This window comes from Pedobacter sp. N36a (assembly GCF_014472395.1).
Taxonomy (GTDB): Bacteria; Bacteroidota; Bacteroidia; order Sphingobacteriales; family Sphingobacteriaceae; genus Pedobacter.
This window is the reverse complement of sequence record NZ_JACSZW010000007.1, coordinates 88489-112142: the sequence shown is the minus strand read 5'-3', so window position 1 is coordinate 112142 and position 23654 is coordinate 88489. Positions and strand designations below refer to the sequence as shown.

Annotated in this window: 26 protein-coding genes; 17 read left to right on the top strand and 9 right to left on the bottom strand. The window is 40.3% G+C overall.

All coding sequences use genetic code 11. From position 1 onward, the window contains the following. The first annotated feature begins 50 nt into the window (after positions 1–50). The 3 genes from H9X96_RS15095 to H9X96_RS15085 all read left to right on the top strand — a co-directional run bounded on the left by H9X96_RS15095 (position 51) and on the right by H9X96_RS15085 (position 3513). Entirely contained in the window at positions 51–1148 is a 1098-nt protein-coding gene (locus H9X96_RS15095) for a Nif3-like dinuclear metal center hexameric protein (RefSeq protein ID WP_187667096.1), read from the top strand. Then, entirely contained in the window at positions 1148–1891 is a 744-nt protein-coding gene (locus H9X96_RS15090) for a zinc ribbon domain-containing protein (protein WP_187667095.1), read from the top strand. Before H9X96_RS15095 ends, H9X96_RS15090 begins: the two co-directional genes overlap by 1 nt. A gap of 125 nt (positions 1892–2016) precedes the next feature. Next, a complete protein-coding gene (locus tag H9X96_RS15085; RefSeq protein WP_187667094.1) occupies positions 2017–3513 on the top strand; it encodes a tol-pal system YbgF family protein in 1497 nt (498 codons plus the stop codon). 24 nt (positions 3514–3537) lie between these two features. Here the strand turns inward: H9X96_RS15085 and H9X96_RS15080 are convergent, their stop codons facing one another. The 4 genes from H9X96_RS15080 to rsfS form a co-directional block, all read right to left on the bottom strand. Continuing rightward, positions 3538–4620: a 3-oxoacyl-ACP synthase III family protein gene (locus H9X96_RS15080; protein ID WP_187667093.1), complete on the bottom strand. Its 1083-nt coding sequence runs from the start codon at positions 4618–4620 to the stop codon at positions 3538–3540. A gap of 66 nt (positions 4621–4686) precedes the next feature. After that, complete coding sequence (locus tag H9X96_RS15075; RefSeq protein ID WP_187667092.1) at positions 4687–5331, bottom strand: LUD domain-containing protein; 645 nt, start codon at positions 5329–5331, stop codon at positions 4687–4689. A 57-nt stretch (positions 5332–5388) separates the two neighbouring features. Next, positions 5389–7479, bottom strand: coding sequence for an ATP-dependent zinc metalloprotease FtsH (ftsH, locus tag H9X96_RS15070; protein ID WP_187667091.1), 2091 nt, complete (start codon positions 7477–7479; stop codon positions 5389–5391). Between the two features lie 30 nt (positions 7480–7509). Continuing rightward, positions 7510–7884 (bottom strand): ribosome silencing factor, encoded by a 375-nt coding sequence (gene rsfS / locus H9X96_RS15065; protein ID WP_187667090.1) that lies wholly within the window; start codon positions 7882–7884, stop codon positions 7510–7512. 41 nt (positions 7885–7925) lie between these two features. Between rsfS and H9X96_RS15060 the strand changes: the two genes are divergently transcribed. The 4 genes from H9X96_RS15060 (at position 7926) to pfkA (ending at position 12063) form a co-directional block, all read left to right on the top strand. Next, positions 7926–8705 carry a biotin--[acetyl-CoA-carboxylase] ligase gene (locus H9X96_RS15060; RefSeq protein ID WP_187667089.1) on the top strand — a complete coding sequence of 260 codons (780 nt, stop codon included), beginning with the start codon at positions 7926–7928 and terminating at the stop codon, positions 8703–8705. Beyond that, positions 8702–9151 carry a protein-disulfide reductase DsbD domain-containing protein gene (locus H9X96_RS15055; protein WP_062546331.1) on the top strand — a complete coding sequence of 150 codons (450 nt, stop codon included), beginning with the start codon at positions 8702–8704 and terminating at the stop codon, positions 9149–9151. The genes H9X96_RS15060 and H9X96_RS15055 overlap by 4 nt, the downstream gene beginning before the upstream one ends. Before the next feature lie 229 nt (positions 9152–9380). Further along, complete coding sequence (locus H9X96_RS15050) at positions 9381–11087, top strand: protein-disulfide reductase DsbD (protein ID WP_187667088.1); 1707 nt, start codon at positions 9381–9383, stop codon at positions 11085–11087. After that, positions 11080–12063 carry a 6-phosphofructokinase gene (gene pfkA / locus H9X96_RS15045; RefSeq protein ID WP_187667087.1) on the top strand — a complete coding sequence of 328 codons (984 nt, stop codon included), beginning with the start codon at positions 11080–11082 and terminating at the stop codon, positions 12061–12063. The genes H9X96_RS15050 and pfkA overlap by 8 nt, the downstream gene beginning before the upstream one ends. Before the next feature lie 76 nt (positions 12064–12139). Here the strand turns inward: pfkA and H9X96_RS15040 are convergent, their stop codons facing one another. After that, a complete protein-coding gene (locus H9X96_RS15040; protein ID WP_187667086.1) occupies positions 12140–12460 on the bottom strand; it encodes a heavy metal-binding domain-containing protein in 321 nt (106 codons plus the stop codon). A gap of 313 nt (positions 12461–12773) precedes the next feature. Between H9X96_RS15040 and H9X96_RS15035 the strand changes: the two genes are divergently transcribed. The 7 genes from H9X96_RS15035 (at position 12774) to H9X96_RS22930 (ending at position 16856) form a co-directional block, all read left to right on the top strand. After that, positions 12774–13343 (top strand): 30S ribosomal protein S16, encoded by a 570-nt coding sequence (locus H9X96_RS15035; RefSeq protein ID WP_187667085.1) that lies wholly within the window; start codon positions 12774–12776, stop codon positions 13341–13343. A gap of 136 nt (positions 13344–13479) precedes the next feature. Beyond that, positions 13480–14007 (top strand): ribosome maturation factor RimM, encoded by a 528-nt coding sequence (gene rimM, locus H9X96_RS15030; RefSeq protein WP_187667084.1) that lies wholly within the window; start codon positions 13480–13482, stop codon positions 14005–14007. Positions 14008–14021: 14 nt separating this feature from the next. After that, complete coding sequence (trmD, locus tag H9X96_RS15025; protein ID WP_187667083.1) at positions 14022–14699, top strand: tRNA (guanosine(37)-N1)-methyltransferase TrmD; 678 nt, start codon at positions 14022–14024, stop codon at positions 14697–14699. Between the two features lie 420 nt (positions 14700–15119). Next, the gene (locus H9X96_RS15020; protein ID WP_187667082.1) at positions 15120–15440 is read left to right on the top strand and encodes a hypothetical protein; all 321 of its coding nucleotides are present in this window, start codon (positions 15120–15122) and stop codon (positions 15438–15440) included. Between the two features lie 174 nt (positions 15441–15614). Continuing rightward, positions 15615–15905, top strand: a complete 291-nt coding sequence (locus H9X96_RS15015; RefSeq protein ID WP_187667081.1) for a hypothetical protein — start codon at positions 15615–15617, stop codon at positions 15903–15905. A gap of 220 nt (positions 15906–16125) precedes the next feature. Further along, positions 16126–16473, top strand: a complete 348-nt coding sequence (rplS, locus tag H9X96_RS15010) for a 50S ribosomal protein L19 (protein ID WP_187667080.1) — start codon at positions 16126–16128, stop codon at positions 16471–16473. A 248-nt stretch (positions 16474–16721) separates the two neighbouring features. Beyond that, positions 16722–16856 (top strand): hypothetical protein, encoded by a 135-nt coding sequence (locus H9X96_RS22930; protein WP_255431133.1) that lies wholly within the window; start codon positions 16722–16724, stop codon positions 16854–16856. A 608-nt stretch (positions 16857–17464) separates the two neighbouring features. Here the strand turns inward: H9X96_RS22930 and H9X96_RS15005 are convergent. From H9X96_RS15005 to H9X96_RS14995, 3 genes are read right to left on the bottom strand one after another with little or no spacing between them, the layout of a single operon-like run. Beyond that, positions 17465–18124, bottom strand: coding sequence for a phosphatidylserine decarboxylase family protein (locus H9X96_RS15005; protein ID WP_187667079.1), 660 nt, complete (start codon positions 18122–18124; stop codon positions 17465–17467). Positions 18125–18173: 49 nt separating this feature from the next. Then, positions 18174–18731, bottom strand: coding sequence for a hypoxanthine phosphoribosyltransferase (gene hpt, locus H9X96_RS15000; RefSeq protein ID WP_187667078.1), 558 nt, complete (start codon positions 18729–18731; stop codon positions 18174–18176). An 18-nt stretch (positions 18732–18749) separates the two neighbouring features. After that, positions 18750–20921: a transglycosylase domain-containing protein gene (locus H9X96_RS14995; RefSeq protein ID WP_187667077.1), complete on the bottom strand. Its 2172-nt coding sequence runs from the start codon at positions 20919–20921 to the stop codon at positions 18750–18752. A gap of 119 nt (positions 20922–21040) precedes the next feature. Between H9X96_RS14995 and H9X96_RS14990 the strand changes: the two genes are divergently transcribed. Genes H9X96_RS14990 through H9X96_RS14980 form a run of 3 tightly spaced genes read left to right on the top strand, consistent with a single transcriptional unit; the run spans position 21041 to position 23088 of the window. Next, positions 21041–22114 (top strand): Mrp/NBP35 family ATP-binding protein, encoded by a 1074-nt coding sequence (locus H9X96_RS14990; protein WP_187667270.1) that lies wholly within the window; start codon positions 21041–21043, stop codon positions 22112–22114. Positions 22115–22150: 36 nt separating this feature from the next. After that, complete coding sequence (locus H9X96_RS14985) at positions 22151–22396, top strand: NifU family protein (protein ID WP_187667076.1); 246 nt, start codon at positions 22151–22153, stop codon at positions 22394–22396. A 53-nt stretch (positions 22397–22449) separates the two neighbouring features. Beyond that, positions 22450–23088 carry a hypothetical protein gene (locus H9X96_RS14980; RefSeq protein WP_187667075.1) on the top strand — a complete coding sequence of 213 codons (639 nt, stop codon included), beginning with the start codon at positions 22450–22452 and terminating at the stop codon, positions 23086–23088. On the opposite strand, the gene def is transcribed toward H9X96_RS14980, so the two are convergent. Further along, a complete protein-coding gene (gene def, locus H9X96_RS14975; RefSeq protein WP_062546315.1) occupies positions 23085–23645 on the bottom strand; it encodes a peptide deformylase in 561 nt (186 codons plus the stop codon). The genes H9X96_RS14980 and def overlap by 4 nt on opposite strands. Positions 23646–23654: the final 9 nt, after the last annotated feature.

Sequence of the window (23654 nt, the reverse complement as noted above, 5' to 3'; positions counted from 1 at the left end):
GAAAATGATTAAGTTTATTTTATGCGGTTCAAATCGTAAATTTACAGCTTATGAGATTATCCATTTTAATAGCACATCTGGAAGCCTTTGCACCGCTCAATTATCAGGAAGATTATGACAACTCAGGCCTGTTGGTGGGCCAGCCTGAAATGGAAGTACATGGCGCATTAGTTGCCCTCGACTGTACAGAAGCGATTGTAGAGGAGGCAATAGCCCAAAACTGCAACCTAATCATTACCCATCATCCCATCGTTTTCAAAGGATTGAAAAAGATCACCGGAAAAACGTACGTGGAAAGGGTAGTCCTCAAAGCCATCCAAAATAACATTGCCTTATATGCCATTCATACCAATCTGGACCATGTGAAATATGGCGTCAATGGCGTCATTGCGAAAAGACTCGGACTAAAAAATGCCAAAATTCTCAGTCCAAAAGGGTCATTACTTAAAAAACTCGTTACTTTTTGTCCGGTGGAACAGGCAGAAGAACTTAAAGATGCACTTTTTGCTGCGGGAGCAGGGAACATCAGCAATTATAGCGAATGCAGTTTTAATGCCACTGGTACCGGTACTTTCAAAGGAAATGAACACACAGATCCTTTTGTTGGAGAACCAGGGATTCGTCACCATGAAGAAGAAATCAGGATTGAAACAGTATTCATCGCACAAAATGAACGCAAAATCCTCCTGGCACTGCTAGAGAACCACCCTTATGAAGAAGTGGCCTACGACATTTACCAGCTCGAAAATAAGCTGGATACCGTAGGAGCGGGCATGATCGGCTGGCTGGACGAAGCTATGGACGGCCGCGCATTCCTCAACCTGGTCAAAGACAGGATGGATGCTGTCGTGATCAGACACACCAAAATACTTCCTAAAAGAATCAGAAAGGTCGCAGTATGTGGTGGTTCCGGTAGCTTTCTGCTCAAAGATGCCATTGCTGCAGGTGCCGATGCTTTTGTAACTGCAGATTTTAAATACCATGAGTTTTTTGATGCCGATGAAAAATTAGTCATTGCAGATATCGGACACTTTGAGAGTGAACAATTTACATCTGATTTGTTGATAGATATTATTCAAGAAAAATTTCCTAACTTTGCAATCCGTTTAACGGAGCATAACACAAACCCCATAAATTATTTCATTTAATGGAACAAACTGTAGAGCAAAAGCTAAAAGCTTTATACGAATTACAAACCCTGCATACTAAGATCGATAAAATACGTCAAATCCGTGGTGAATTACCAATGGAAGTGGCTGATTTAGAAGATGAAGTTGCTGGCCTGGAAACACGTATACAAAAATTCAAAGGCGAATTGGATGATACTGAAGATGCCATTGTAACGCGTAAAAACATGATCAAAGAAGCTCAGAACTTGATCAAGAAATATGAGACCCAGTTAAAAGATGTTAAAAACAACCGTGAGTATGACGCCTTAACTAAAGAGGTAGAAATACAAACACTTGAAATTCAGGTTTGTGAGAAGAAAATCAGAGAGCATGGTTTTGACATCGCAACGAAAAATGAGGTTTATGAAAAAGCATTAGCTGATTTAGAGTCAAGAAAAAAAGATCTTGAAATTAAAAAAGGCGAATTGCAAACCATTACTGCTGAAACGGAAAAAGAAGAGCAATCACTAGCTAAAAAATCTGAAAAAGCAGAAACTCAAATCGAGGAAAGACTGTTAACCGCTTATAACAGGTTAAGAGGAAATGCAAATAACGGATTGGCAGTGGTAACGATTGACCGTGATTCATGTTCAGGTTGTTTCAACCAGATCCCGCCTCAACGTCAGCTTGACATTCGTCAACGTAAGAAAATTATCGTGTGTGAGCACTGTGGAAGAATCCTTGTGGATGAAGCCCTAACACAAGAAGTAGCTCCAGTATAACCACAAATTATCGAATATAAAAAGGCCGGGATTTATTTCCGGCCTTTTTTCGTTGGCCTTGTTTTTTATCTTTGAAACATTGTCGCCCCATTGCTGTTAATCCTTATTAATTCCTTATATCTATAATGGCTGAAATAAAATCTTTTTGTACCCGATTATCCCTTTTTATCCTCTTTTTAACTGCGCCTACTGCGGTTTTTGCCAACTTCGACTTCAATGCCAACTGTCTCCGTGCTTACCAGAATATCTTTGAGCTGAAACTCAACACCGCTAAAGCATTGATCGCTAATGAGAAAAAAGTCAACCCTAAAAATTCGATCATCCCGCTGTTGGAAAATTATGTCGATTACTTTCATTTATTGACTACAGAAAGCAAAGCCGATTTTGATCAGCTAAAAGATAACAAATCAAAAAGATTGGACCAGATTGAGGGGGACGATAAAAGCTCGCCTTATTATTTGTATGCTCAGGCAGAAATTAACCTGCAATGGGCTTTAATCAGAGGACGTTACGGAGAATATTTTACCGCGGCCAGAGAGATTAAAAAAGCCAATGGGCTACTGCAGGAAAACACTAAAAAGTTCCCCGCTTTCCACCTCAACTCAAAGGGACTGGGCGTCATCAATGCCTTCCTTGGCAACCTGCCAGATGGCATGTTAAAAAGTACATTGGCTACTTTTGGCATCAAAGGAAACCTTAAGGCTGGCATGAATATGCTGGATAACCTGGCCGAAAACCTACCGAAATCTACTTATGAGCCCTTTTATGAAGAAGTCGTGTTTTACTATGTATTCGTATTAAATGACATTGCACACAGTCCGAATGCTTACCAGAAAACCATGAAATATACGGCTAGAATGGCTGATAGTAGTCTATTGAAAGCTTATTTGCAAGCGAGTGTATGCGCTAAAACCGGTCACAATGCCGAAGCGATACAGATCTTGCAAAACCGGCCTTCTGGTAATTATTATACTTCATTTCCATATCTGGAACTTCTAACGGGAACCGCGATGCTCAACAAACTCGATGTTTCGGCTGCTGTGTATTTCAATCGCTTTCTGCAGCAAAATAAAGGCGTTAATTACATTAAAGATGCCAACCTGCACTTGGCTTGGGTTTCTTTATTAAAAGGCGATACAGGAGCTTATACTGGCTTTACTACGAAAGTAAAAAACAATGGTTATGTCTATCAGGAAAAAGACAAGCAAGCACTCAATGAAGCAAATGGTCCAATGCCTGATTTAACCCTTTTAAAAGTTCGTTTACTTTTTGATGGTGGATATTACAGCAAAGGAGTCGAAGTATTATCAACACGTAAAGCAGAAGATTTCAGTGTGGGTAGAGACCGTACGGAGTATTATTACCGTTTAGGGCGTTTATACGACGACTTGGGCAAGGATGATGCGGCTTTGACGAATTATCAGCTGGCCATCAGCAACGGAAAACAATTGAAATATTACTTTGCTGCCAATGCTGCACTGCAGATGGGGAAGGTGTATGAAAAGCAAAAGAACACAGCCAAAGCAAAGGAAAGTTTCAATACGGCCATCCAGATGAAAAATCATGAATACGAAAGCAGTATTGAAACTCAGGCTAAGGCGGGATTAAACCGGATTAAATAGCCTCAACTAAGATATAAGTATAGTTTAAAAACGATAAACGAATGCATTGATGTGCATCCCTGCGCCAACAGAAGCAAAGACTGCATAGTCGCCTTTATTGATCTGATAACCGGCTACGTTTCCTTTCCAGACCAAGTCAAGCAGGGTAGGAACGGTGGCCACAGAGCTGTTTCCAAGCCAGCAGATAGACATCGGAACCAGGTTCTCAGGAACCGAATCTATATCATACAATTTGAATAAACGTTTCATGATGGCATGGTCCATTTTCCCATTGGCCTGGTGAATAAACACAATTTTAATTGCAGTAATATCAATTCCTGCTTTGTCAATGGCCTTCTTTACTACCTGTGGAACATTGGTTACTGCAAATTCATAGAGCTTACGGCCATTCATTTTCAGGTAAGCATTGCCATTGTCTTCCGCCGGATTGTTACTTCTGCCCATTTGTAACAGGGAGCCAAAATTAACCGCGTAAGTTTGAGTTTTATGTGCGATAATGCCCAGGTCTTCTGAAGAATGCTGTCCTTCAAAAACCACGGCCGCGGCACCATCAGAGAAAATCATAGAATCTCTGTCATGAGGATCAGTAATCCTAGACAAGGTTTCTGCACCAATTACCAGTACTCTTTTGGCATCTCCGCTTTGGATCAGGTAATTTGCCTGAATAGCGCCCTGTACCCAACCCGGACAGCCAAAAATAAGGTCATACGCCACACAATCAGGATTGTTGATTTCCAGCGCTTGTTTCACTTTTGCCGCAAGAGAAGGCAAAATATCCATCCGGTTAGAACCGAGTTTGACATCGCCAAAATTATGGCAGAAAATAATGTGATCCAGGCTTTCTTTATCTATTGCAGCATGGTCAATTGCACGTTGCGCAGCAATCATTGCAATATCACTGTTCGTCATATCTTCATCCACATATCGTCTTTCCTTGATCTCTGTGATCTCGCTAAACTTATGGATGATTTCATGAATATCCTTCTCCAGCAATACGCCATTGTCGTAAAATGTGGAATTCAAAAATGCGTCCCCTGAGATGATATTTTCTGGAATATAACTGCCAGTACCTATAATAACTGAATGTATGTTTGTTTTTTCGCCCATTTTGAACCGGATACTGAATTGGTGTACAGTATAAAATTAGGATTAATTAATTGAAATGTAAAACGATTAGCTAAAATCGTCAATTAAAATTACAAATAATTCCTTTGGTCCATGTGCACCGAGTACCAAGGTTTTTTCAATATCAGCAGTTCTGCTGGGCCCGGTAATTGTGCTGATCATAGAAGGAAGCTGATCCGCATATTTGTTTTTAATGAGCTTAAATGCATCTTTTAAATCCAGTACCAGCTGACCGGTTCTGGCAATAATGATGTGGTGATGTGGGAAAATGCTCAGCCTTCTGCCAGCAGCATTCTCATTAGAAACCATTACAGAGCCATTTCTCGCAATTAAAGCTTCGCAAAGGGTAATGCCTACTTCCGCCATTTCAAAGTCCTTATCGGTTTGATAAAAGGGGAATTCATATTCTGATAAAAGGTTTTGTAATTCAGGTTCCCAGCAATAGATCTTTCTCCAATTGAATTTCTCTGCAAGCTGCAGCATATTTTCAATGAAATCCATACCATTTTCGCAATAAATAAAATTACCGGAAACGGCAGTCAGCTCTTCAGCGAACATGATTTCCAGGAATTCATCGCTCTTAGGATACAATGGGGTATCTTCCAGATTCGGATAAGGATTGTCACGCTTTTCTAAAAGCGCCTTCCTTATCTTTTTTAGCATTAACTCTTTAGAAGATCGGTTTTCTTGCATAAAAAAAAGGAGAAACCGCCAGCACATGATCGTACTGGCGGTTCCTCATAAATGTGTTTAAGATTCTGTTTGTGCAGGGCTGGTAGGAGCCGATACATCGGTTGCCTCGCCAACACCTTGGTGCAATAGACCCTCAGCAGCTGGTTTCTGATCACCTGTACCATTTACGAATTCATCGTAAGTAGTTCGGTTGTCAAAAGGACGTTTGCCTAAAATCTCTTCCAGATCTGCCTGGAATAAAATCTCTTTTTCTAAAAGTTTCTGAGCCAGTTTCTCTAGTCCTTCACTTTTATCTGTTAAGAGTTGTTTTGTTCTCTCATAAACTTCTTCTACTAATTTACGCACTTCCACATCAATTAATTCTGATGTTTTTTCTGAGTAAGGTTTGTTGAAGTTATATTCATTTTGCGGATCATGGAATGAGACATTACCGATTACCTTATTCATACCATAAATGGTAATCATTGCATAAGCTAATTTTGTAATGCGTTCCAGGTCATTCTGTGCACCAGTGGAGATCTTACCGAAGATAAGGTCCTCTGCAACACGTCCGCCCATCGTCATACACATGCCATCAGTTAGCTGTTCTGTAGTGTACAGGAACTGCTCTTTTGGCAGGTATTGTGCATACCCAAGGGCAGCCACACCGCGAGGAACAATAGATACTTTTACCAATGGATCGGCATGTTCCAAGAACCATCCTGCAATCGCATGACCAGCCTCATGGTAAGCAACTATTCTTTTCTCTTCCGGAGAGATGATTTTATTTTTCTTTTCTAATCCACCAATCACACGGTCAATCGCATCCTGGAAATCCTGCATATCTACAAATTTCTTGTTGCGGCGAGCGGCGATTAAAGCAGCTTCATTACAAACATTCGCAATCTCAGCACCGGCAAAACCTGGAGTCTGTGCAGAAAGCTTTTTAGCATCTACTACTTCATCCGTTTTAATAGGCTTCAAGTGAACTTTAAAAATCTGCTCACGACCCACTAAATCTGGCTTGTCAATAGAAATCTGACGGTCAAAACGACCTGGTCTTAGCAATGCTGAGTCCAATACATCCGGACGGTTAGTTGCAGCAAGAATGATAATTCCTGAATCTGTACCGAAACCATCCATCTCTACCAATAGCTGATTTAACGTGTTTTCACGCTCATCATTTCCACCCATCATACTGTTTTTTCCTCTTGCACGACCAATCGCGTCCACCTCATCAATGAAGATGATACATGGTGCTTTATCTTTCGCCTGCTTGAACAAATCACGTACCCTGGAAGCACCAACTCCTACAAACATCTCTACGAAGTCGGAACCCGATAGAGAGAAGAAAGGAACCTGAGCTTCACCAGCTACAGCCTTCGCCAATAAGGTTTTACCAGTACCAGGAGAACCGACCAATAGCGCGCCTTTAGGAATCTTACCCCCTAAATTCGTGTATTTCTGAGGGTTTTTAAGGAAATCGACGATCTCCATTACCTCTTGTTTGGCTTCTTCCAGACCAGCAACATCATTAAATGTAACGTTCACCTGGCTTTCTTTGTCGAATAGCGTTGCTTTAGATTTCCCAATGTTGAAAATTTGTCCGCCGCCGCCACCAGCGCCACCGCCCATACGACGCATAATGAAAATCCAGAACCCGATAAATAACAATACCGGAATAATTACGGTGAAGAACCAAGAGTTAAAAGTACTTTGTCTCGTCTCTTTTTCCGCCAGAATCTGCTGATCAGGAGGGATATTTTTCTGAGCTTCTTTTAACTGCGCATCTAGCGCATCCATAGATCCAGCAGTAAAATATACCAATGGGCCATTTTGTGTACCGAAGTTATTTTTGCTGATGTACTTTTTATACTTCTCCTCATTGAGTTTGTCTTTCTTTATATACACTTCAACCTTAACCAGGTCTTCATGTTTATAGGCAACCAGTTTTTCAACGTCACCAGGCAAAAGCATTTGAGTTTCGAAAGTACGGTAAGTAACATCCTTGGTCGTATCTGCACTAAATAAAAACTGCAGTAAAAACAGACCTAAAATAATTGCCCCATAAACCCAAATAATATTGAATTTAGAGCCTTTTTGAGGCTTTTTAGGAATATTCGGTATTCTCTTAATTAACTTAGGTTTTGTATTCGGGTTCTCTTTCATCTTGAGTCAACAATGTTTTTGTGTAAATGATTAAGCGCTTTGATAGCTGGTAGATTGGGCATCACCCCATAAATCTTCTATACCATAAAACTCGCGCTTGTCAGTCTTAAAGATGTGAATTACTACATCAAAATAATCTAATATGATCCAATCTGCACCTGCTTGTCCTTCTTTTCTCCAGGGATCGGTTTGTGTATTTTTATAGATTTCTTCTTCTACGCTATCCGCAATTGCCTTCACATGGGTAGCTGAATCTGCATGGCAGATGATGAAGTAGTCAGAAACAGAACTGTTCAGGTCACGTAGGTCTAAACGCACAATATCTTTCCCTTTTTTTTCCTGCATGCCGTTTACGGCTATCTCTGAGAGGTATGTAGAAAGGATTACATTTTTCTTTTTTACCATTAAAATTTTTTAGTTTTGATAAACAAATATACAATCAACACTTGCAAAATAACACTTTTTCAACATTATTTGTTGGTCAAAATCTTATCAAATTATTAGAGGTTGATTCTACCAATAACTTTGTAAAACACTTGGTGTCAAATTCCGAGCCATTAACAGAAGGAACTGTTATTATGGCAGATCATCAATTCGCTGGAAGAGGACAGCAAAGCAATGTATGGCATACCGAACCCGGATTAAACCTTACTTTTAGCATTTACCTGAAGCCGAATTTCTTGCCAATAACCAAGCAATTCCTGCTCAATATGGCCATAAGCATCGGTATTAGAAAGGCATTGCAAGTTTTTATTAAGGAAGGAATCAAAGTCAAATGGCCCAATGATATCTACCATGGCGACCGAAAAATGGGTGGTGTACTCATCGAAAACATCCTTGCTGGAAGTACTTATAAAGCCAGTATTATTGGGATTGGACTCAATGTAAACCAGTCGGTCTTCGCACCGGAGCTTCAAAATCGGGCAACTTCTATGAAGGGAATTTTACAAGAGGATGTTAATTTATTTCAGGTATTAGCAGAAATTTGTAGCAATATTGAAAAACAATACCTCCGTTTAAAGTCAGGAAATTACAAAGACCTGATCGCTGATTATGTCAGCGGACTGTATAAATTTGATACTCTTTCAAGCTACCGCCAAAATGGCGAGATAATTGAAGGAAGGATCATTGAAGTGACCGAGGCAGGGATGCTGGTTCTCCTGGTCGACGGAGAGAAAAAAGAGTACAATTTTAAAGAAATAGCGTTTTTAAATCACACAACATGAAAAAAATCAGTTTGATCCTCTCATTCGTATTATTCACAGTGATCGGTGCTTCTGCTCAAATAGAGAAACCGGTAACCTGGTCGTATGCGGCGAAAAAAATAAGTAAAACGGAAGCCGTTGTGTATATGAAAGCCACGATGGACGAAGGATGGCACATTTACTCGCAAACCCTGAAACCAGGCGGACCGAGTCCAACTATTTTTAGTTTCCCGGCTTCAAAAGACTATACACTGGTAGGGAAAACTACAGAGCCAAAAGCAACCACTTATTTTGACGAGAATTTTAAAATGAACGTAAGTTACTTTGGTAAACAAGTAATATTCCAGCAAAAAGTGAAACTGAATAAAGCAACGGCTACGGTCAAAGGAAAAGTTGAATTTATGGTATGTAACGACAAACAATGTCTGCCTCCAGAAGAGGTGAGCTTCAGTATTCCTGTGAAATAAACGGAATTAAAGAACAGCAATATAAGCGATGGGATTTCTCTCATCGCTTTTTTTATGCCCATTCATTCAGAGAGTTATCCGTCCAACGTAAAATTATAGCCCATCGGCCCATATTGAAAGCCTTAAATAAAAAATAATAACTAATTTCACGCCCTTATCATAAAGAGAATTGCCGTTTTAATGGATTTTCCCCATTTATGGTGAGCCTTTGAGTAAAATACACACAAGAATGAAGAGATTATTTTTAATGTTGAGCCTAATGCTGCTATTTATCGCAGCCCTAACCTCAACTGGTTTTGCCTCCATACAAAAACCAGATACTGCCGCTACAGAAGAAGAACTTGTTTTTACCGAAGTAGGGTCCTCGCAAGATAGCATCGCAAATAACATCGTTAAAGACACGGTAAAGAAAGATACTGCAGTCAAAATGACTACAGCAGCTGCTACCGGAACTACCATACCAGCAGAAGCAGACAGAACCCTTTGGGAAACGTTTATCGCAGGTTTATTGGGCGGTTTTATTGCCTTTCTAATGCCTTGTATCTTTCCAATGGTGCCGCTTACTGTCAGCTATTTCATTAAAAGAGCAGGCAGTAAACAAGGTGGAATCGGACAGGCATTAATCTATGGAATTTCAATTATTGTTATTTATGTGGCGCTTGGACTATTGATTACCGTACTTTTTGGTTCGGCAAAACTCAATGAACTCAGCTCTAGTGGCTACTTTAACTTTTTCTTCTTTATCTTATTGGTCGTCTTCGCCATCTCTTTCTTTGGTGCTTTCGAGATCACACTGCCAAGTTCGCTGGTTAATAAAATCGATCAGAAAGCAGACAATAGCAAAGGTTTAGGAGGAATTTTTTTTATGGCGGCCTCTCTGGCGCTGGTTTCCTTCTCTTGTACCGGTCCGATTATCGGAACTATTTTAGTACAGGCGAGTTCTAAAGGAGACATTCTCGCCCCTGCAATCGGGATGTTTGGTTTCGCATTGGCACTGGCATTACCTTTCACTTTATCTGCGATCTTCCCTGGATTCTTAAGCGCAATGCCCAAATCCGGTGGCTGGCTAAACAGTGTAAAAGTATGTTTAGGATTCCTGGAGCTGGCATTGGCCTTGAAATTCCTTTCTGCTGCCGATCTGGTTTGGCATTGGGAATGGTTCGACCGTGAGTTGTTCCTGGCCTTATGGATCGTCATCTTTGTGCTGATGGGCATTTACCTGCTAGGAAAGCTCAAGTTCTCGCACGATAGCGATGTACCTTACGTTTCCGTCCCTAGGTTATTCTTTGCCATCATCTCTTTATCATTTGCCGTATATCTGGTTCCTGGACTATGGGGTGCGCCAGTAAATGTTTTGAGCGGCATTGCACCGCCAATGAATACCCAAGACTTTATCCTGAGTGGTAATGGAGGAGGATCGGCATCCGCTGCTTCCAGTAGCTTCCCTGCCACTGTAAAATATAATGAAACCTTGAAACCGCCAGTAGGATTCAATGCTTTCTTCGACCTGGATGAAGGTTTAGCTTATGCGAAAAGTGTAAATAAACCTGTCCTGATCGACTTTACAGGACATGCCTGTGTAAACTGCCGCAAGATGGAAGATAAGGTTTGGATTGATAAAGAAGTAGGCAGGATCATCAAGGAGGAATATGTCCTGATCCAGCTTTATGTGGATGAGAGAAACATCAAAATGCCTAAAGATAAAGTCCACTATTCGGAAATCTTAAGGACTACAACCGACGATCTGGGTAGGTGGAATGGTGATTTTCAAGCCACAAAATATGGCTCGAATTCCCAGCCTTACTACGTATTGGGAGGCCATGACCTGAACCCTCTGGTAAAACCTCAGGGCGCAATTTTTGACGCAAAGGAGTACGCTGCATATTTACAAAGTGGTTTAGATAAATTTAAAAACGCTGAAAAACCAAATGAATAAAATTAAAAATATAGGAGTATTAACTTCCGGCGGTGATGCCCCGGGAATGAATGCTGCCATTAGGGCAGTGGTAAGAGCGGCAATCTATTATGATTTGAAAGTTACCGGTATATTAAGGGGCTATGAAGGTTTGATTCATGGGGATTTCTTTGATATGGACCGTAAATCTGTAGCCAATATTATTCAACGTGGCGGCACGATTTTGAAAACAGCTAGAAGCGATGCCTTCCGCACCAAAGAAGGTAGAGATGAGGCTTACAGACAATTAAAAGCAAAAGATATTGATGCACTGATTGTTATTGGTGGTGATGGTACCTTTACTGGGGCGCATTTACTAACTACAGAGTTTGATTTCCCTGTAGTGGGGCTGCCAGGCACGATTGATAATGACCTGGAAGGAACTGATTTCACCATCGGGTACGATACAGCCATCAATACGGTGATCAATGCAGTAGATAAAATTCGCGATACCGCAGAGTCTCATGACCGTCTGTTTATCGTAGAAGTAATGGGACGTGACTCCGGACTGATTGCCTTAAGAAGCGGGATAGGTGTTGGGGCGGAAGCGATCATGATTCCTGAAGCCAATATGGGCGTAGAAGGTCTGGTAACGAGATTAGCCTCCGGAAGAAAAGATAAGTCCTCAAAAATTATTATTGTAGCCGAAGGCGATGAAGTGGGTGGTGCATTTAATGTAGGTGAAGTCCTGAAAGAGAAGTTCCCTCAGTATGACATCAGAGTTTCTGTGCTTGGACACATTCAGCGTGGCGGTAAACCAAGTTGTATGGACCGTGTATTGGCCAGCACCCTTGGTGTTGCTGCCGTAGAAGGATTGCTTGCAGGGCAATCAGGTGCCATGGTTGGACAGATGAACAGAGAAATAATCTTTACGCCTTTTGACCATGCCATCAAACATATCGATGCTAAAGAAATCACTCCAGCCTGGTTAAAACTGGTAGAGATTCTTTCTTTATAAAAATATAACGCCCTCACAAAGCGGTGATATTGTCCCATAAAGTTCGAAGCTTTATGGGGCATGTTTGTTTTAAAACTTACTCAATAATAACAGCTGTTCCTGTAGCTGCAACCAGTAGCATGCTGCCTCCGCTGCCAACTGTTTCATAGTCCAGATCAACGCCAATGATGGCATTGGCACCTAATGCAGAAGCATATTGCTGCATTTCATTGATCGCCGTGTCTTTTGCTTCTCTCAAAACCTGTTCGTAAGAACCAGATCTTCCACCCACCACATCGCGGATGCTGGCAAATAAATCTTTGAAAATGTTTGCGCCGATAATCGTTTCGCCGCTCACCAGGCCAATGTATTTTACTACTTTTCTGCCTTCTATTGAATTCGTTGTCGTGACTAGCATAATTTGTTTTTTTTAGATTTGATGTGGATCTGAATTCGATGTTACAAATTTTGCGCCTAAAATTGTAAGTCGCCCAGAGTATCGGGATATGGAAAGGAAATATAATGATCCCCGCCACAACCCAGTCAGAACTAAGGAATAGAGTATCCTTTCCTTGCACCCCTGTGTTTTTTTTCTGCTCCCTTCAATTCTCCTGCGCTTCATATAATTAAAAAATAATGCATCTTGCTAATCAATAGGATTTTACTTACTTTTGCACTCCCGCAAGCGCGTTGCTCCGGGAACTATGTTGAATACATAAACTATATAACAAATGGCAACTAAAATCAGATTGCAAAGATTCGGTAAAAAAGGTAAGCCTTTTTTCCACGTAGTGGTAGCGGATTCTCGTTCACCAAGAGATGGTAAATTCATTGAGCGTTTAGGTTCATACAACCCAAACACCAATCCTGCAACCATCGAAATCAATTTCGATAAAACTTTAGACTGGGTTAACAAAGGTGCTGAGCCTACGGATACTTGTCGTGCTATCCTTTCATACAAAGGTGTTTTATACAAAAAACATTTACAAGGTGGTGTTAAAAAAGGCGCTTTAACTGAAGAACAAGCAGAAGCTAAATTTGCTGCTTGGTTAGTTGGTAAAGACGGTCAAATCGAAGGTAAAAAAGACAACTTGACTAAATCTAAAGAAGAAGTTAAGAAAACTGCTTTAGCTGCTGAAGCTAAGAAAAATGCAGATCGCGCAGCTGCTTTAGCAATCAAAAATGCTCCAGTAGCAGAAGAAGTTGTTGAAGAAGAAGTAGCAACTGAAGAAGTAGCTGAGGAAACTCCTGCAACTGAAGAAGCTCCTGCAGCAGAAGAAAACAAAGAAGAACAAGCATAATATTTTTGTTATTCTGAACAATAGCGAAGAATCTTCCATTGGAATGTATTCTTCGCTATTTTCATTTAAGCCATATTTTTGGCGCAGCCTATAAGACGCAATTCCAGAAGACCTGGAAAATATTAAAGATACGATTATGAAGATTGAAGAAGCATTTTACATTGGTTACATCACCAAGACCAAAGGATTAAAAGGAGAGGTACAGCTATTTTTTGAATATGATGCACCCGATTTGTTGGAACTGGATGTCGTTTTTGCTGATTTTAATGGGAAATTAGTCCCTTATTTTGTCTCTACTTATAAATTGCAGGTCAATAATACCGCCAATATCTATTTCGATGATGTAGACCATATCGATAAAGCTCAGCCTTTATTGAAGAAAAAAATCTATTTACCACTTACAAAAATGCCAGACCGTTCTGATGATGAATTTCATTATAATGACCTGAAAGGGTACTTGGTTTCTGATGAAAACCATGGTGAATTAGGAGAAATTACTGAAGTAAATGAATACCCTCAGCAATTTGTTGCTACGGTGATTTATCAGGAAAAAGAAATCATGTTTCCACTCAATGACGACCTGATCGTGGAGATTGATGAGGAAGAAAGTATCCTTCGAGTACACCTTCCTGATGGTTTGTTAGACATTTACCTGGAAAATTAAATTACCTTTGCCCTATGCGTTTTGACATCATATCTGTATTACCCGCTTTATTGGACAGTCCTTTTGCACACTCTATTTTACAACGTGCGCAGACTAAAGGAATTGCCGAAATTGTAGTCCATAACCTAAGAGATTATTCCACGAATAAGCAAAAAAGTGTGGATGATTATCCTTACGGTGGGGGAAGTGGAATGGTGATGTCTATTCCACCTTTTGCAAGCTGTATTGAAGCCTTAAAAGCGGAAAGAGCATATGATGAAGTTATTTTTATGAGTCCCGACGGCGTGACCTTTAACCAGACCATCGCCAATGAATTGTCCGGCAAAGAGAACATCATGATCTTATGCGGGCATTATAAAGGTATAGACCAGCGTATAAGAGATTTATATGTAACCAGAGAGATTTCTATCGGCGATTACGTATTGTCTGGAGGAGAGCTGCCAGCGGCCGTCCTGGTGGATGCTATTGTGCGGTTGATCCCTGGCGTATTAAATGATGAAACTTCGGCTTTATCAGATAGTTTTCAGGGAGAATTACTGGATGCGCCAGTATATACGCGTCCAGCTGATTTTAACGGACATAAAGTACCAGAGATCCTATTGAGCGGTCATGAGCAGAAAATCAACGACTGGCGTCATGAGCAGGCCTTGCTGCGTACGCAGCAACGCAGACCTGATTTATTGACAGACTAACTCCCGAGCTAACTTATCGGTTAACGCTTGCAGCTCTTTAAAGTTTGTTTTAATTCGCTGTATTCGGGTCTAATGTTACAACGGATCTTTTCCTACTGGGTCATTTAAAGTTGCTTTAATCTCGCTAAAATACGTCTGAGGAAAAGCCTCCAGTATTTTGGCCATCTTTTCTAGATCCCTATATTTGATGGAGCCTGTAACCAGACTCAGCTTTAATGATCCATTTTTCCGGCCAACCAAATGAGCCTTCCGTTGTTTTTCTTTAAGATCCCGTCTACCGTACTTTTTAGATTCTTAAAAAAATTGTAATATTTGGTGTTTTTGCTAAAAATAATAAGTATTTTAGTTTTAGTAAATTATGTGTTTGACGTCATAATTTTGATAAAAACACACTTCAAATATTATTTTTTTTAAAAACATATGATGGAAGCCTCTAGAAAGTATAAAATCAATGATTATCTCTACCAGCTCAATGTGAAAGAGTATAGGATGGCGATACAACACCTACCTAAAATTTTGGGCATTTCTCTAAATACTTTCCATAATTATCGAAATATTTTGGGAACCGAAACACAGGACATTCCTTATGAAAAAGTTGTGATGATGGAGCAGCTTTTTGGTATGGCTCCTGGCACTTTAAGGACAGAACCTATTGAGGTTTGTAACCTAAAGGACCTGATGCAGCCCAGTTTAAATAAAGTGCGTTTGGAATGGCCCATCCATAAGATCAGTACCAAGTAAAGGCACTTCCTTGAATTCCTTTGGTGATAATACGTACGCTAAAAAGAAATAAATTATGTAGAGTCAGCACTTATTTATATAATTGCAACCTGATAATTGTTTAATTAGAAATAAGCTGTACTTAATCTCAATGAAATCAATTTCTAATTTGTTAATCGCAAAACCAAAAAAATAATGGAAGAACCAAGGAAGTACAAAATTGAAGAAGAAATGAACAAGTTGAACCTTAAGAGTTATAAAGCGGCGAGTAGGTTAATTCCAAAATACTTGAACATTGCTTTTAATACTTTTCATAATTATAGGAAACTCCCGATGAACGGAAAGGCTGATATCCCTTATGCAACGGTCATTATGCTGGAGGGAATCTTTGGACTGGAGCGTGGTCAACTCGCCAATTATCCTATTGAAGAGAAGCGCCTGGCTCAGCTTATTGCTGAAGATGCTCAGCCTATTGAAGAAGCATAATTTAAATCACTCACATTGCTGGTAGTCAAATCGCTAAAAAATAATTTTTAAGCTAAAAACAGCTTTGTAGTGGCTTTAATTGTGGAAATGCGAAAGAATGGAATGTGGAAATATCAAAGAATGTGGAAAAAAACAGAAATCGCTTTCATTTATAAAAAATAATTCCTAATATTGCAGTCCGATTTTAAACAACAAAAAGTCGGCTTAATAGCTTAAAATCATGGATTTAGTAAAATTTGTTGAAGAGCAGGTAATCGCAAAAAATGAGTTTCCTGCATTCAAATCAGGAGATACAGTGAGTGTTCACTATAAAATTCGCGAAGGTAATAAAGAACGTATTCAAATTTACCAAGGTGTAGTATTACAACGTAATAGTGTAGGGGCTAATGAAACGTTTACTGTTCGTAAAATGTCTAATGGTATTGGTGTGGAACGTATATTCCCTATCAATTCGCCTAATATCGCTAAAATAGAGGTTAACAGCCACGGTAAGGTTCGCAGAGCGAAATTATTCTATCTACGTGAATTAACTGGTAAAGCAGCTCGTATCAAATCTAGAAGAATTTAATCTCTCTAGTCAAAAAGCATAATAGCCTTCTCGATCCCAATCGGGGAGGTTTTTTTGTTCTCCTCTTGAAAGAGGTATTTCAAAAGTATTCGCCGGTATTTTGCCTGTGATACCAAGAGCTATCCTTTTAAAAAAGGATTCGAGTAAATTACCGGGTAAATAAGGCAAAGATGCTTTAGAATGGAAGGATGTATACCTATGGCCGAAGGCTGTCTGGTAATTAATTTCCGCGTACCCATTTAAAACCCATGAGAGTTTCCACTCTGGCAGCCCTAACTCATGGTACACGTGATGACCTTTCCCTGGTCAGCGTAAATGAGCGAATCCCTCAGATTGGCCAGCTAAATAGTAGCGTCTACAATTTTTGCAAGCTTCCTTTATAAGGATCAAAGAATTTAATGAAAGGCGCATGCTAAGGCCTTTAACAAAAAACATTCAGTTCTTGATCCATGGATAGGTTTAATGCGTCGTAAAAGCTTCTTTTGCCCTTGCATTAGCTTTTTAAAGGTTTTCTATTACTTGTCATCCGATTCGTCATCATCGTTAAAAAACTGGGGTATTCTTTTTGTCCTCGAATCCTTGCTGAAGGGCAAACCTTCACAGGGATAAAAAGAACAATCCAATTTTTTTATTAATCCTACACTATATGAACGGCAGTAACCTTGAAGAACTTCATGAAGCAATACTAATGCACCCAATAAACCTTTGCGGACTCCAAAATAAAATTCTGATAAACATTAACAAATGCGATCTGCGTTTGAAACAAACGAATTATTTCCGTTTCATGCCATTTAACAGAACCTTCATTAGTCAAAAAAATCGGGTATCCTCTGAAAAGGCATAGAAGGTTTTGCGTCTTTCAACGCAAAGCTTTCAGCCGCTGAAGAGTGGTGGCCGATTTTTAGACCTGCCCTTAATTACTCCAAATAACAGCAACAAAAAACGGCGTCCTATTACAGAACGCCGTTTAAATAATCGCTTAGGAAACGATCTAGCTCAATTCCGCTAACACCGTAATTCCACCTTTTACCACCTGATCCAGCTGAAGGTTAACCTTCGTGCCAAGGGGTAAAAATATATCTACTCTGGAACCAAATTTGATAAATCCAAATTCTTCCGATTGTTTCACCTGATCACCTTCTTTCACGTACCATACGATACGTCTGGCAAGGGCACCAGCAATCTGTCTGAACAATACTGGAGTTCCATTCGCATGTTCTACTACCACTGTTGTACGTTCGTTTTCTGTAGAAGACTTCGGGTTCCATGCGGCCAGGTATTTACCTGGGTGATATTTGAAAAACTTCACCACACCAGAAATCGGGTTTCTATTGATGTGTACATTCACTGGCGACATAAATATGGACACCTGAATTCTTTTATCTTTAAAATATTCACCTTCTTCAGTTTCTTCAATAACCACCACTTTACCATCTGCAGGGCAGATTACTTTATTGTCGGCAGTAATGAACTGTCTGCTAGGGTTCCTGAAAAATTGCAATACAGTAACGAACAGGGCAAATGATAATATGTATACGAACCAGGTTAACCAGGTAATATCTGCAAATTTATAATCGATGAATGCGTTCAATACAAAGATGAACAGCAATGATACGGCAATGGTAGTGTAACCTTCTTTATGTATGGTCATTGATGATGGGGAGTATTAGTTTCTGCAAAAGTGATAAAAAAATATAACATTAAGGTAAAGGGTTGGCAACAGTTTTAACCGTATAGATGTGGTTAAGGTTTCTGCCGTAGCCATTATAATCCAGACCATAACCAACAACGAAGTCATTTGCAATCTCAAATCCGACATATTCCAGCTCATCTATCTGTACTTTTAAGGCATCTGGTTTGAGCAATAGGGAGCATACGCTAACGGAAGCCGGTGTTTGTTTATAGATCTCTTTGAGGATATGGCTCAAAGTAAAACCGGTATCTACAATGTCTTCTACGATAATAATATCGCGATTTTCCAGGTTCTCCGGTAGGCCGAAAATCTCTTTGATCTCTCCAGTACTTTGGGTATCCTTATAGGAAGAAACACGAATAAAAGTCATTTCACAGGGAACGGTGATCTCTTTCACTAGGTCAGCCATAAACAAAAAGCTACCGTTCAGCACCCCAATAAAAAGGGGATTACGGTTTTCATAATCAACATTCATCTGTATCCCGATTAATCGGGTACGTTTCATAATGTTGTCATTTTCGAGAAGGATATCGAAGTCCTTATCTAGTACTTTAATCGTATTCATATCTTATTTTTTGGAGCATTAACCGTTTCCTTTGGACTGCTCCATTTGTTTTTCTAATTCTTGTTCTTTCCGTTTTTGCTCTCTTTTTTCCTGTCTCAACTGTTTTCTAGTTTTCTGCAGGCTATCAGGTTTAATGGCTGGACGGGAGGTCGTGTCTTTTTTGTTGCCGCCAAAGATTCGGTCGAATAAACTTTTAGACTCATCATGAGTTTCTATGGCTGGAAGAGGGTCATCATTATCGAATGCCGAAGTGTCTACAGCGGTGGTATCCGGTAATAAATATTGTCTCAATGCAGGTCTTAACTGCACATTGTAGAAGCCGTAGGCACTGCTATCTCTTGGCGTTAAGCCCCGATTGGCCATGATATTGCCAATATATTTAAAGTACGGATGCAGGTAATCTTTCAGTCCGCCGTCTGGTTTAAATTTAAACAGGGCAATCTTTGGACGCGGAACGATATTGGCGAGGAATATCCCTTCTCCGATATTCAGGTCGGAAGGTCGTTTTCCGAAGTAATAGCGGGTGGCTTCACCGATACCGTATACATTTTGTCCCATTTCTATGATGTTGAAATAGACTTCCAGCATCCTGTTTTTACTGATGAGACGGTTATTTTCAATCAGCCATACGATGAGCACTTCTTCTGCTTTTCTGGCCAGTGTTTTTTGTCTGCTGAGGAAGATATTTTTCACCAATTGCATCGAGATCGTACTGCCACCTCTGACAAACTTTTTCTCTTTAAAATTCACGGCTAAGGACTTGCGGAAAGACTCCTGTACAAACCCCTTATGGGTAAAGAACGAAGGGTCTTCTGAAGTCAGGATCGCATTTTTGAAATTGCTGGATACTTGCGAAAGCGGTGTAAAATTCGGGTTTGAAGGGCCGATCATAATGTCGCGCATTGGCTTTCCACGCTCGTATGGCGTATAGATAAAGTCGCTGTTGATCTTTTGCAGGTTTGTTTTCCCCCATTTCAGGATCTTAAAATTGACTGGGGTTAAACCGGAATCAAATTTCACACTGTCTGGTATGGAGCTATCCAGGTAAAAGTTCAGCGCATATTTCACCTTACCACTTACCTGCAGACCGTCTAATGATTCGAACAATCCTTGTGGGAAAGCATTCAGCACTTGCTGCGCGTCCTGTTCCGGCGCCTGGATTTTCACTTCATATATTTTATTCGGTGATAGTGTATATTTCAGGTAGGGGTGAACGATTGCATTTTTAAGGTAGACCGTTGATGAGCTGTCCACTGCGATGTAATTCGGACCGATGCGCATATCGGCATCAATCTTAGCATCGGCAATCACAATATCATTTGAAGCAACCTTTGGATGGTTCAGCAGTAGATTTTTCACAGCCCATGAGCCTTTAATTTTGAAGTCATCACCACTATAGTCCGCACTTTTCAGTTCCGTTCTTACAGTGTCAAAGCTGAACTTCGTTTTGAACCTGTTTTCAAGGTAAGGAAAATCTACTTTTTTGTTGTCAGCAAAGAGCATCATATCCAGCTGTTTTTTCCCTGGATACACGGAGCCGTTCACATGCCAGGTGGCATAATTACCGTTCACTTTAATCGTAGACAATAACTCCCCATCATTTATGGTGGCTGTAGTCGTTAAAAAGGTAAGCTTTGCAGTATCATTATCATTGATTCGGAGCATCAGGTCTTTCAGCTCCATGTGGTCAGGAATTTTGTATAAAACCTGGTTTAATAAATTATGGGCAAGGTCGGCAAGATCAGATTTTTTTGTGCTCACCGAGTCTTTCTTTTTACGTTTCAGCAGGAAATCAAGATTGCTCAGGGAATCTTTAAACACCACGTTCAGGTTCCCTTTATTCAGGATCATCTCTGATAGCTTTACATTTCCGAAGAGCAGGGGGAAGAGCTTTACGCCAACCGTAAAATCATCAATTGTGGCTAGTGTATCGCGTTCTTTCGGCACGACAGAGATATTGGTTAGGTGTATTGTACTCAATCCACTGAAACCATAGCTCCCTATTTTAAGGTCCAGGCCGTAGTCTTTGTTGGCTTTAGCAACGGCTTTCGCCATCATTTTTTGTAACAATGCTTCCCTTTTACTATAGGCAATACCGCCTACAATAACTGAGGTCACAAGAAAAACTCCAAACACCCAGGCCGCTATTTTTATATATTTTTTTGGGATGTTAATTTTGGGAAGTTGCATACGGTAAAGTAGGTATAATTGCTAAACGTTAAACGCAAATGTTTATTTCGTGTTAAAATTACACTTAAAAAGCCTAAAGTCAATTAATTGTGGCCGTCTTTTGTTAATTTTGGCTAATGATGATTAGTCCAGAACAAGTTCTAGCCGCTCTGAGAAATGTTGAAGACCCTGATCTTAAAAAAGATCTGGTGACTTTGAACATGATCAAAGATTTGAAAATAGAAAATAAGAAGGTAAGTTTCACGTTGGAGTTAACTACTCCTGCGTGTCCGATGAAAGATATGCTGAAAAATGCGTGTTTAAATGCGGTGAAACATTTTGTAAGCCAGGAAGCAGAAGTAGAAATCAACATCACATCGAGGGTAACCAAGCCTATGGATACAACTCAGCTGAAAGCGATCCGTAATATTTTGCTGGTTTCTTCCGGAAAAGGTGGAGTTGGGAAATCTACGGTTGCGAGTAACCTTGCGGTGGCTTTGGCTGCTGATGGTGCAAAAGTAGGATTGATTGATGCCGATATTTACGGCCCTTCAGTTCCAACCATGTTCGACCTGGTGGGTGCAAAACCTAGCGCCAGAGAAACTGAAGACGGAAAAACACTGATTCTTCCTATTGAGAAATATGGTATCAAGCTATTGTCACTGGGATTTTTTGCAGATCCAGATCAGCCCGTACCATGGAGAGGTCCAATGGCTTCGAATGCGATCAAGCAACTGTTCAATGATGCAGATTGGGGGGAACTGGATTACCTGATTGTTGACCTTCCTCCGGGAACAGGCGATATTCACATTACCATTACTCAAAGCTTCCCGATTGCAGGTGCGGTGATTGTGACCACTCCTCAGCAGGTAGCCCTTGCAGACACAAGAAAAGGACTGGCGATGTTCAAAATGCCAAGTATTAACATCCCGGTGTTAGGTGTGATCGAAAATATGGCTTACTTTACGCCAGAAGAATTACCAGATAACAAATACTATATCTTCGGTAAAGATGGTGGTAAGGAGCTGGCAAAATCATTCGAGGTGCCATTCTTAGGCGAAATACCAATCGTTCAGGGCATTACAGCTGCTGGTGATCATGGTGCTCCGATTGCACTGGACCTGTCCAGTAAAATGTCAGCTGTGTTTGCAGAAATTGCAGGAAAGGTGGCACAACAGGTCGCAATTAACAATGCGCTGACGGTTAATTGCTAAAAAATTACTATTTTTATATTTTAAAAAATTGATAAAATGGATTTAACACAACAAGTAGAGCAGGCACTAGACACGATCAGACCATATTTAATCGCTGATGGTGGGGACGTGGCTATAGAAGAGATTACGGCGGAAAATGTAGTTAAATTGAAATTATTAGGTAACTGTGGATCTTGCAAAATGAGCTTCATGACCATGAAAGCGGGTATTGAACAAGCCATTATGAAAGCTGTGCCGCAAATCACTTCTGTTGTGGCTATTAACCTTGCAGAGCCAGTATAATCGTTTTAACACTATTTAACTAGCCGTCTTAATTAATACCGCTATTTTTGTATATGAAGTATTCACTCACCTTATTATTACTTCTTTTTATGGGTACGGCCTTTGCACAGGACGGTCCTAGTAAAAAGTTGATTCAGTTTAGCGGGATTATTACCGATGTAGACAGTAATACAGTGGTGCCTTATGTGACGGTGACCAATTTAACTAATAAAGGCCAGCGGTATGCAGCGAATTATAAGGGTTATTTCTCTTTTATCGCACATCCCGGTGATACCATTCTATATACTGCCGTAGGGTACAGGGATTTGCTGCAGGCGATTCCTACACAAATTGACGACAGTAAATATACAGCGATGGTAAAACTAAAGTCTGAGATCGTCAATCTGCCAACCGTTCGGGTTTACCCATGGGCAACAGTAGAGGATTTCACCAGAGATTTTATGGCCATGAAGATTGCTGATGATGATTTTGCAATCGCCATCAGGAATCTTTCACCAGAAAGTATCAGTGGAATGATGCAGACGCTGCCGAGAGATGCCGGAGAGATTTCCGGAATCAACTTCAGGTTGAATCACGATAGGTCTGTAAACAAGAATATGGTGCAAACCAACCCGCTTTTAAACCCATTCGCATGGGGTAAGTTGATGCAATCCATATTCAAAGGTGATAAAAGCAGGAGCGAAGGGAATTAACGCCTTCTGCTCTGCTGCGGGAAACGCATTTTATAATCTACTCTTACATTCCCTTTAGAGATCGCATCCAGCTTGCTTTTCAGCATTCTCTTACGCAATAAACTTAAAGTTTCTGTAAACAGCTTGCCTTCAATGTGGTCATATTCATGTTGAATCACACGGGCTAGGATGCCATTAAGTTCTTTTTCTTGTAAATCCCAGTTCTCATCATAGTATCTGATGCGGATGTTAGGCTTTCGCATTACATCTTCTCTGATGTCAGGAATACTCAAGCAGCCTTCGTTGAAAGCCCAGGGCTCGCCTGTTTCTTCCAGGATCTCTGCATTGATGAAAGCACTTTTGAAGCCTTGCTTCTCCTCTTCATCCACTCCCGTATCTACAATAAATAACCTGATCGGTAAGCCAATCTGAGGGGCAGCTAAACCAATTCCATGAGCATTATACATGGTGTCAAACATGTTGCTGATCAATTGTTTTAAATCCGGATAAGTCTCGTCTATAGGAGCGCAAACTTTTTTAAGTACCGGATCGCCGTATGCTACAATGGGTAATTTCATAATGCAAAA

Bases quoted from the DNA above. Each gene is read 5' to 3' on its own strand.
- rplS (WP_187667080.1), top strand. From the start codon at position 16,126: ATGGATTTAGTAAAATTTGTTGAAGAGCAGGTAATCGCAAAAAATGAG.
- H9X96_RS15075 (WP_187667092.1), bottom strand. From the start codon at position 5,331: ATGCAAGAAAACCGATCTTCTAAAGAGTTAATGCTAAAAAAGATAAGG.
- H9X96_RS15055 (WP_062546331.1), top strand. From the start codon at position 8,702: ATGAAAAAAATCAGTTTGATCCTCTCATTCGTATTATTCACAGTGATC.
- hpt (WP_187667078.1), bottom strand. From the start codon at position 18,731: ATGAATACGATTAAAGTACTAGATAAGGACTTCGATATCCTTCTCGAA.
- H9X96_RS15005 (WP_187667079.1), bottom strand. From the start codon at position 18,124: ATGACCATACATAAAGAAGGTTACACTACCATTGCCGTATCATTGCTG.
- H9X96_RS15020 (WP_187667082.1), top strand. From the start codon at position 15,120: ATGATGGAAGCCTCTAGAAAGTATAAAATCAATGATTATCTCTACCAG.
- H9X96_RS22930 (WP_255431133.1), top strand. From the start codon at position 16,722: ATGAGAGTTTCCACTCTGGCAGCCCTAACTCATGGTACACGTGATGAC.
- rimM (WP_187667084.1), top strand. From the start codon at position 13,480: ATGAAGATTGAAGAAGCATTTTACATTGGTTACATCACCAAGACCAAA.
- H9X96_RS15080 (WP_187667093.1), bottom strand. From the start codon at position 4,620: ATGGGCGAAAAAACAAACATACATTCAGTTATTATAGGTACTGGCAGT.
- H9X96_RS14995 (WP_187667077.1), bottom strand. From the start codon at position 20,921: ATGCAACTTCCCAAAATTAACATCCCAAAAAAATATATAAAAATAGCG.
- H9X96_RS14990 (WP_187667270.1), top strand. From the start codon at position 21,041: ATGATTAGTCCAGAACAAGTTCTAGCCGCTCTGAGAAATGTTGAAGAC.
- H9X96_RS15040 (WP_187667086.1), bottom strand. From the start codon at position 12,460: ATGCTAGTCACGACAACGAATTCAATAGAAGGCAGAAAAGTAGTAAAA.
- H9X96_RS14985 (WP_187667076.1), top strand. From the start codon at position 22,151: ATGGATTTAACACAACAAGTAGAGCAGGCACTAGACACGATCAGACCA.
- H9X96_RS15035 (WP_187667085.1), top strand. From the start codon at position 12,774: ATGGCAACTAAAATCAGATTGCAAAGATTCGGTAAAAAAGGTAAGCCT.
- H9X96_RS14980 (WP_187667075.1), top strand. From the start codon at position 22,450: ATGAAGTATTCACTCACCTTATTATTACTTCTTTTTATGGGTACGGCC.
- pfkA (WP_187667087.1), top strand. From the start codon at position 11,080: ATGAATAAAATTAAAAATATAGGAGTATTAACTTCCGGCGGTGATGCC.
- H9X96_RS15050 (WP_187667088.1), top strand. From the start codon at position 9,381: ATGAAGAGATTATTTTTAATGTTGAGCCTAATGCTGCTATTTATCGCA.
- H9X96_RS15085 (WP_187667094.1), top strand. From the start codon at position 2,017: ATGGCTGAAATAAAATCTTTTTGTACCCGATTATCCCTTTTTATCCTC.
- H9X96_RS15090 (WP_187667095.1), top strand. From the start codon at position 1,148: ATGGAACAAACTGTAGAGCAAAAGCTAAAAGCTTTATACGAATTACAA.
- H9X96_RS15015 (WP_187667081.1), top strand. From the start codon at position 15,615: ATGGAAGAACCAAGGAAGTACAAAATTGAAGAAGAAATGAACAAGTTG.
- rsfS (WP_187667090.1), bottom strand. From the start codon at position 7,884: ATGGTAAAAAAGAAAAATGTAATCCTTTCTACATACCTCTCAGAGATA.
- ftsH (WP_187667091.1), bottom strand. From the start codon at position 7,479: ATGAAAGAGAACCCGAATACAAAACCTAAGTTAATTAAGAGAATACCG.
- def (WP_062546315.1), bottom strand. From the start codon at position 23,645: ATGAAATTACCCATTGTAGCATACGGCGATCCGGTACTTAAAAAAGTT.
- trmD (WP_187667083.1), top strand. From the start codon at position 14,022: ATGCGTTTTGACATCATATCTGTATTACCCGCTTTATTGGACAGTCCT.
- H9X96_RS15095 (WP_187667096.1), top strand. From the start codon at position 51: ATGAGATTATCCATTTTAATAGCACATCTGGAAGCCTTTGCACCGCTC.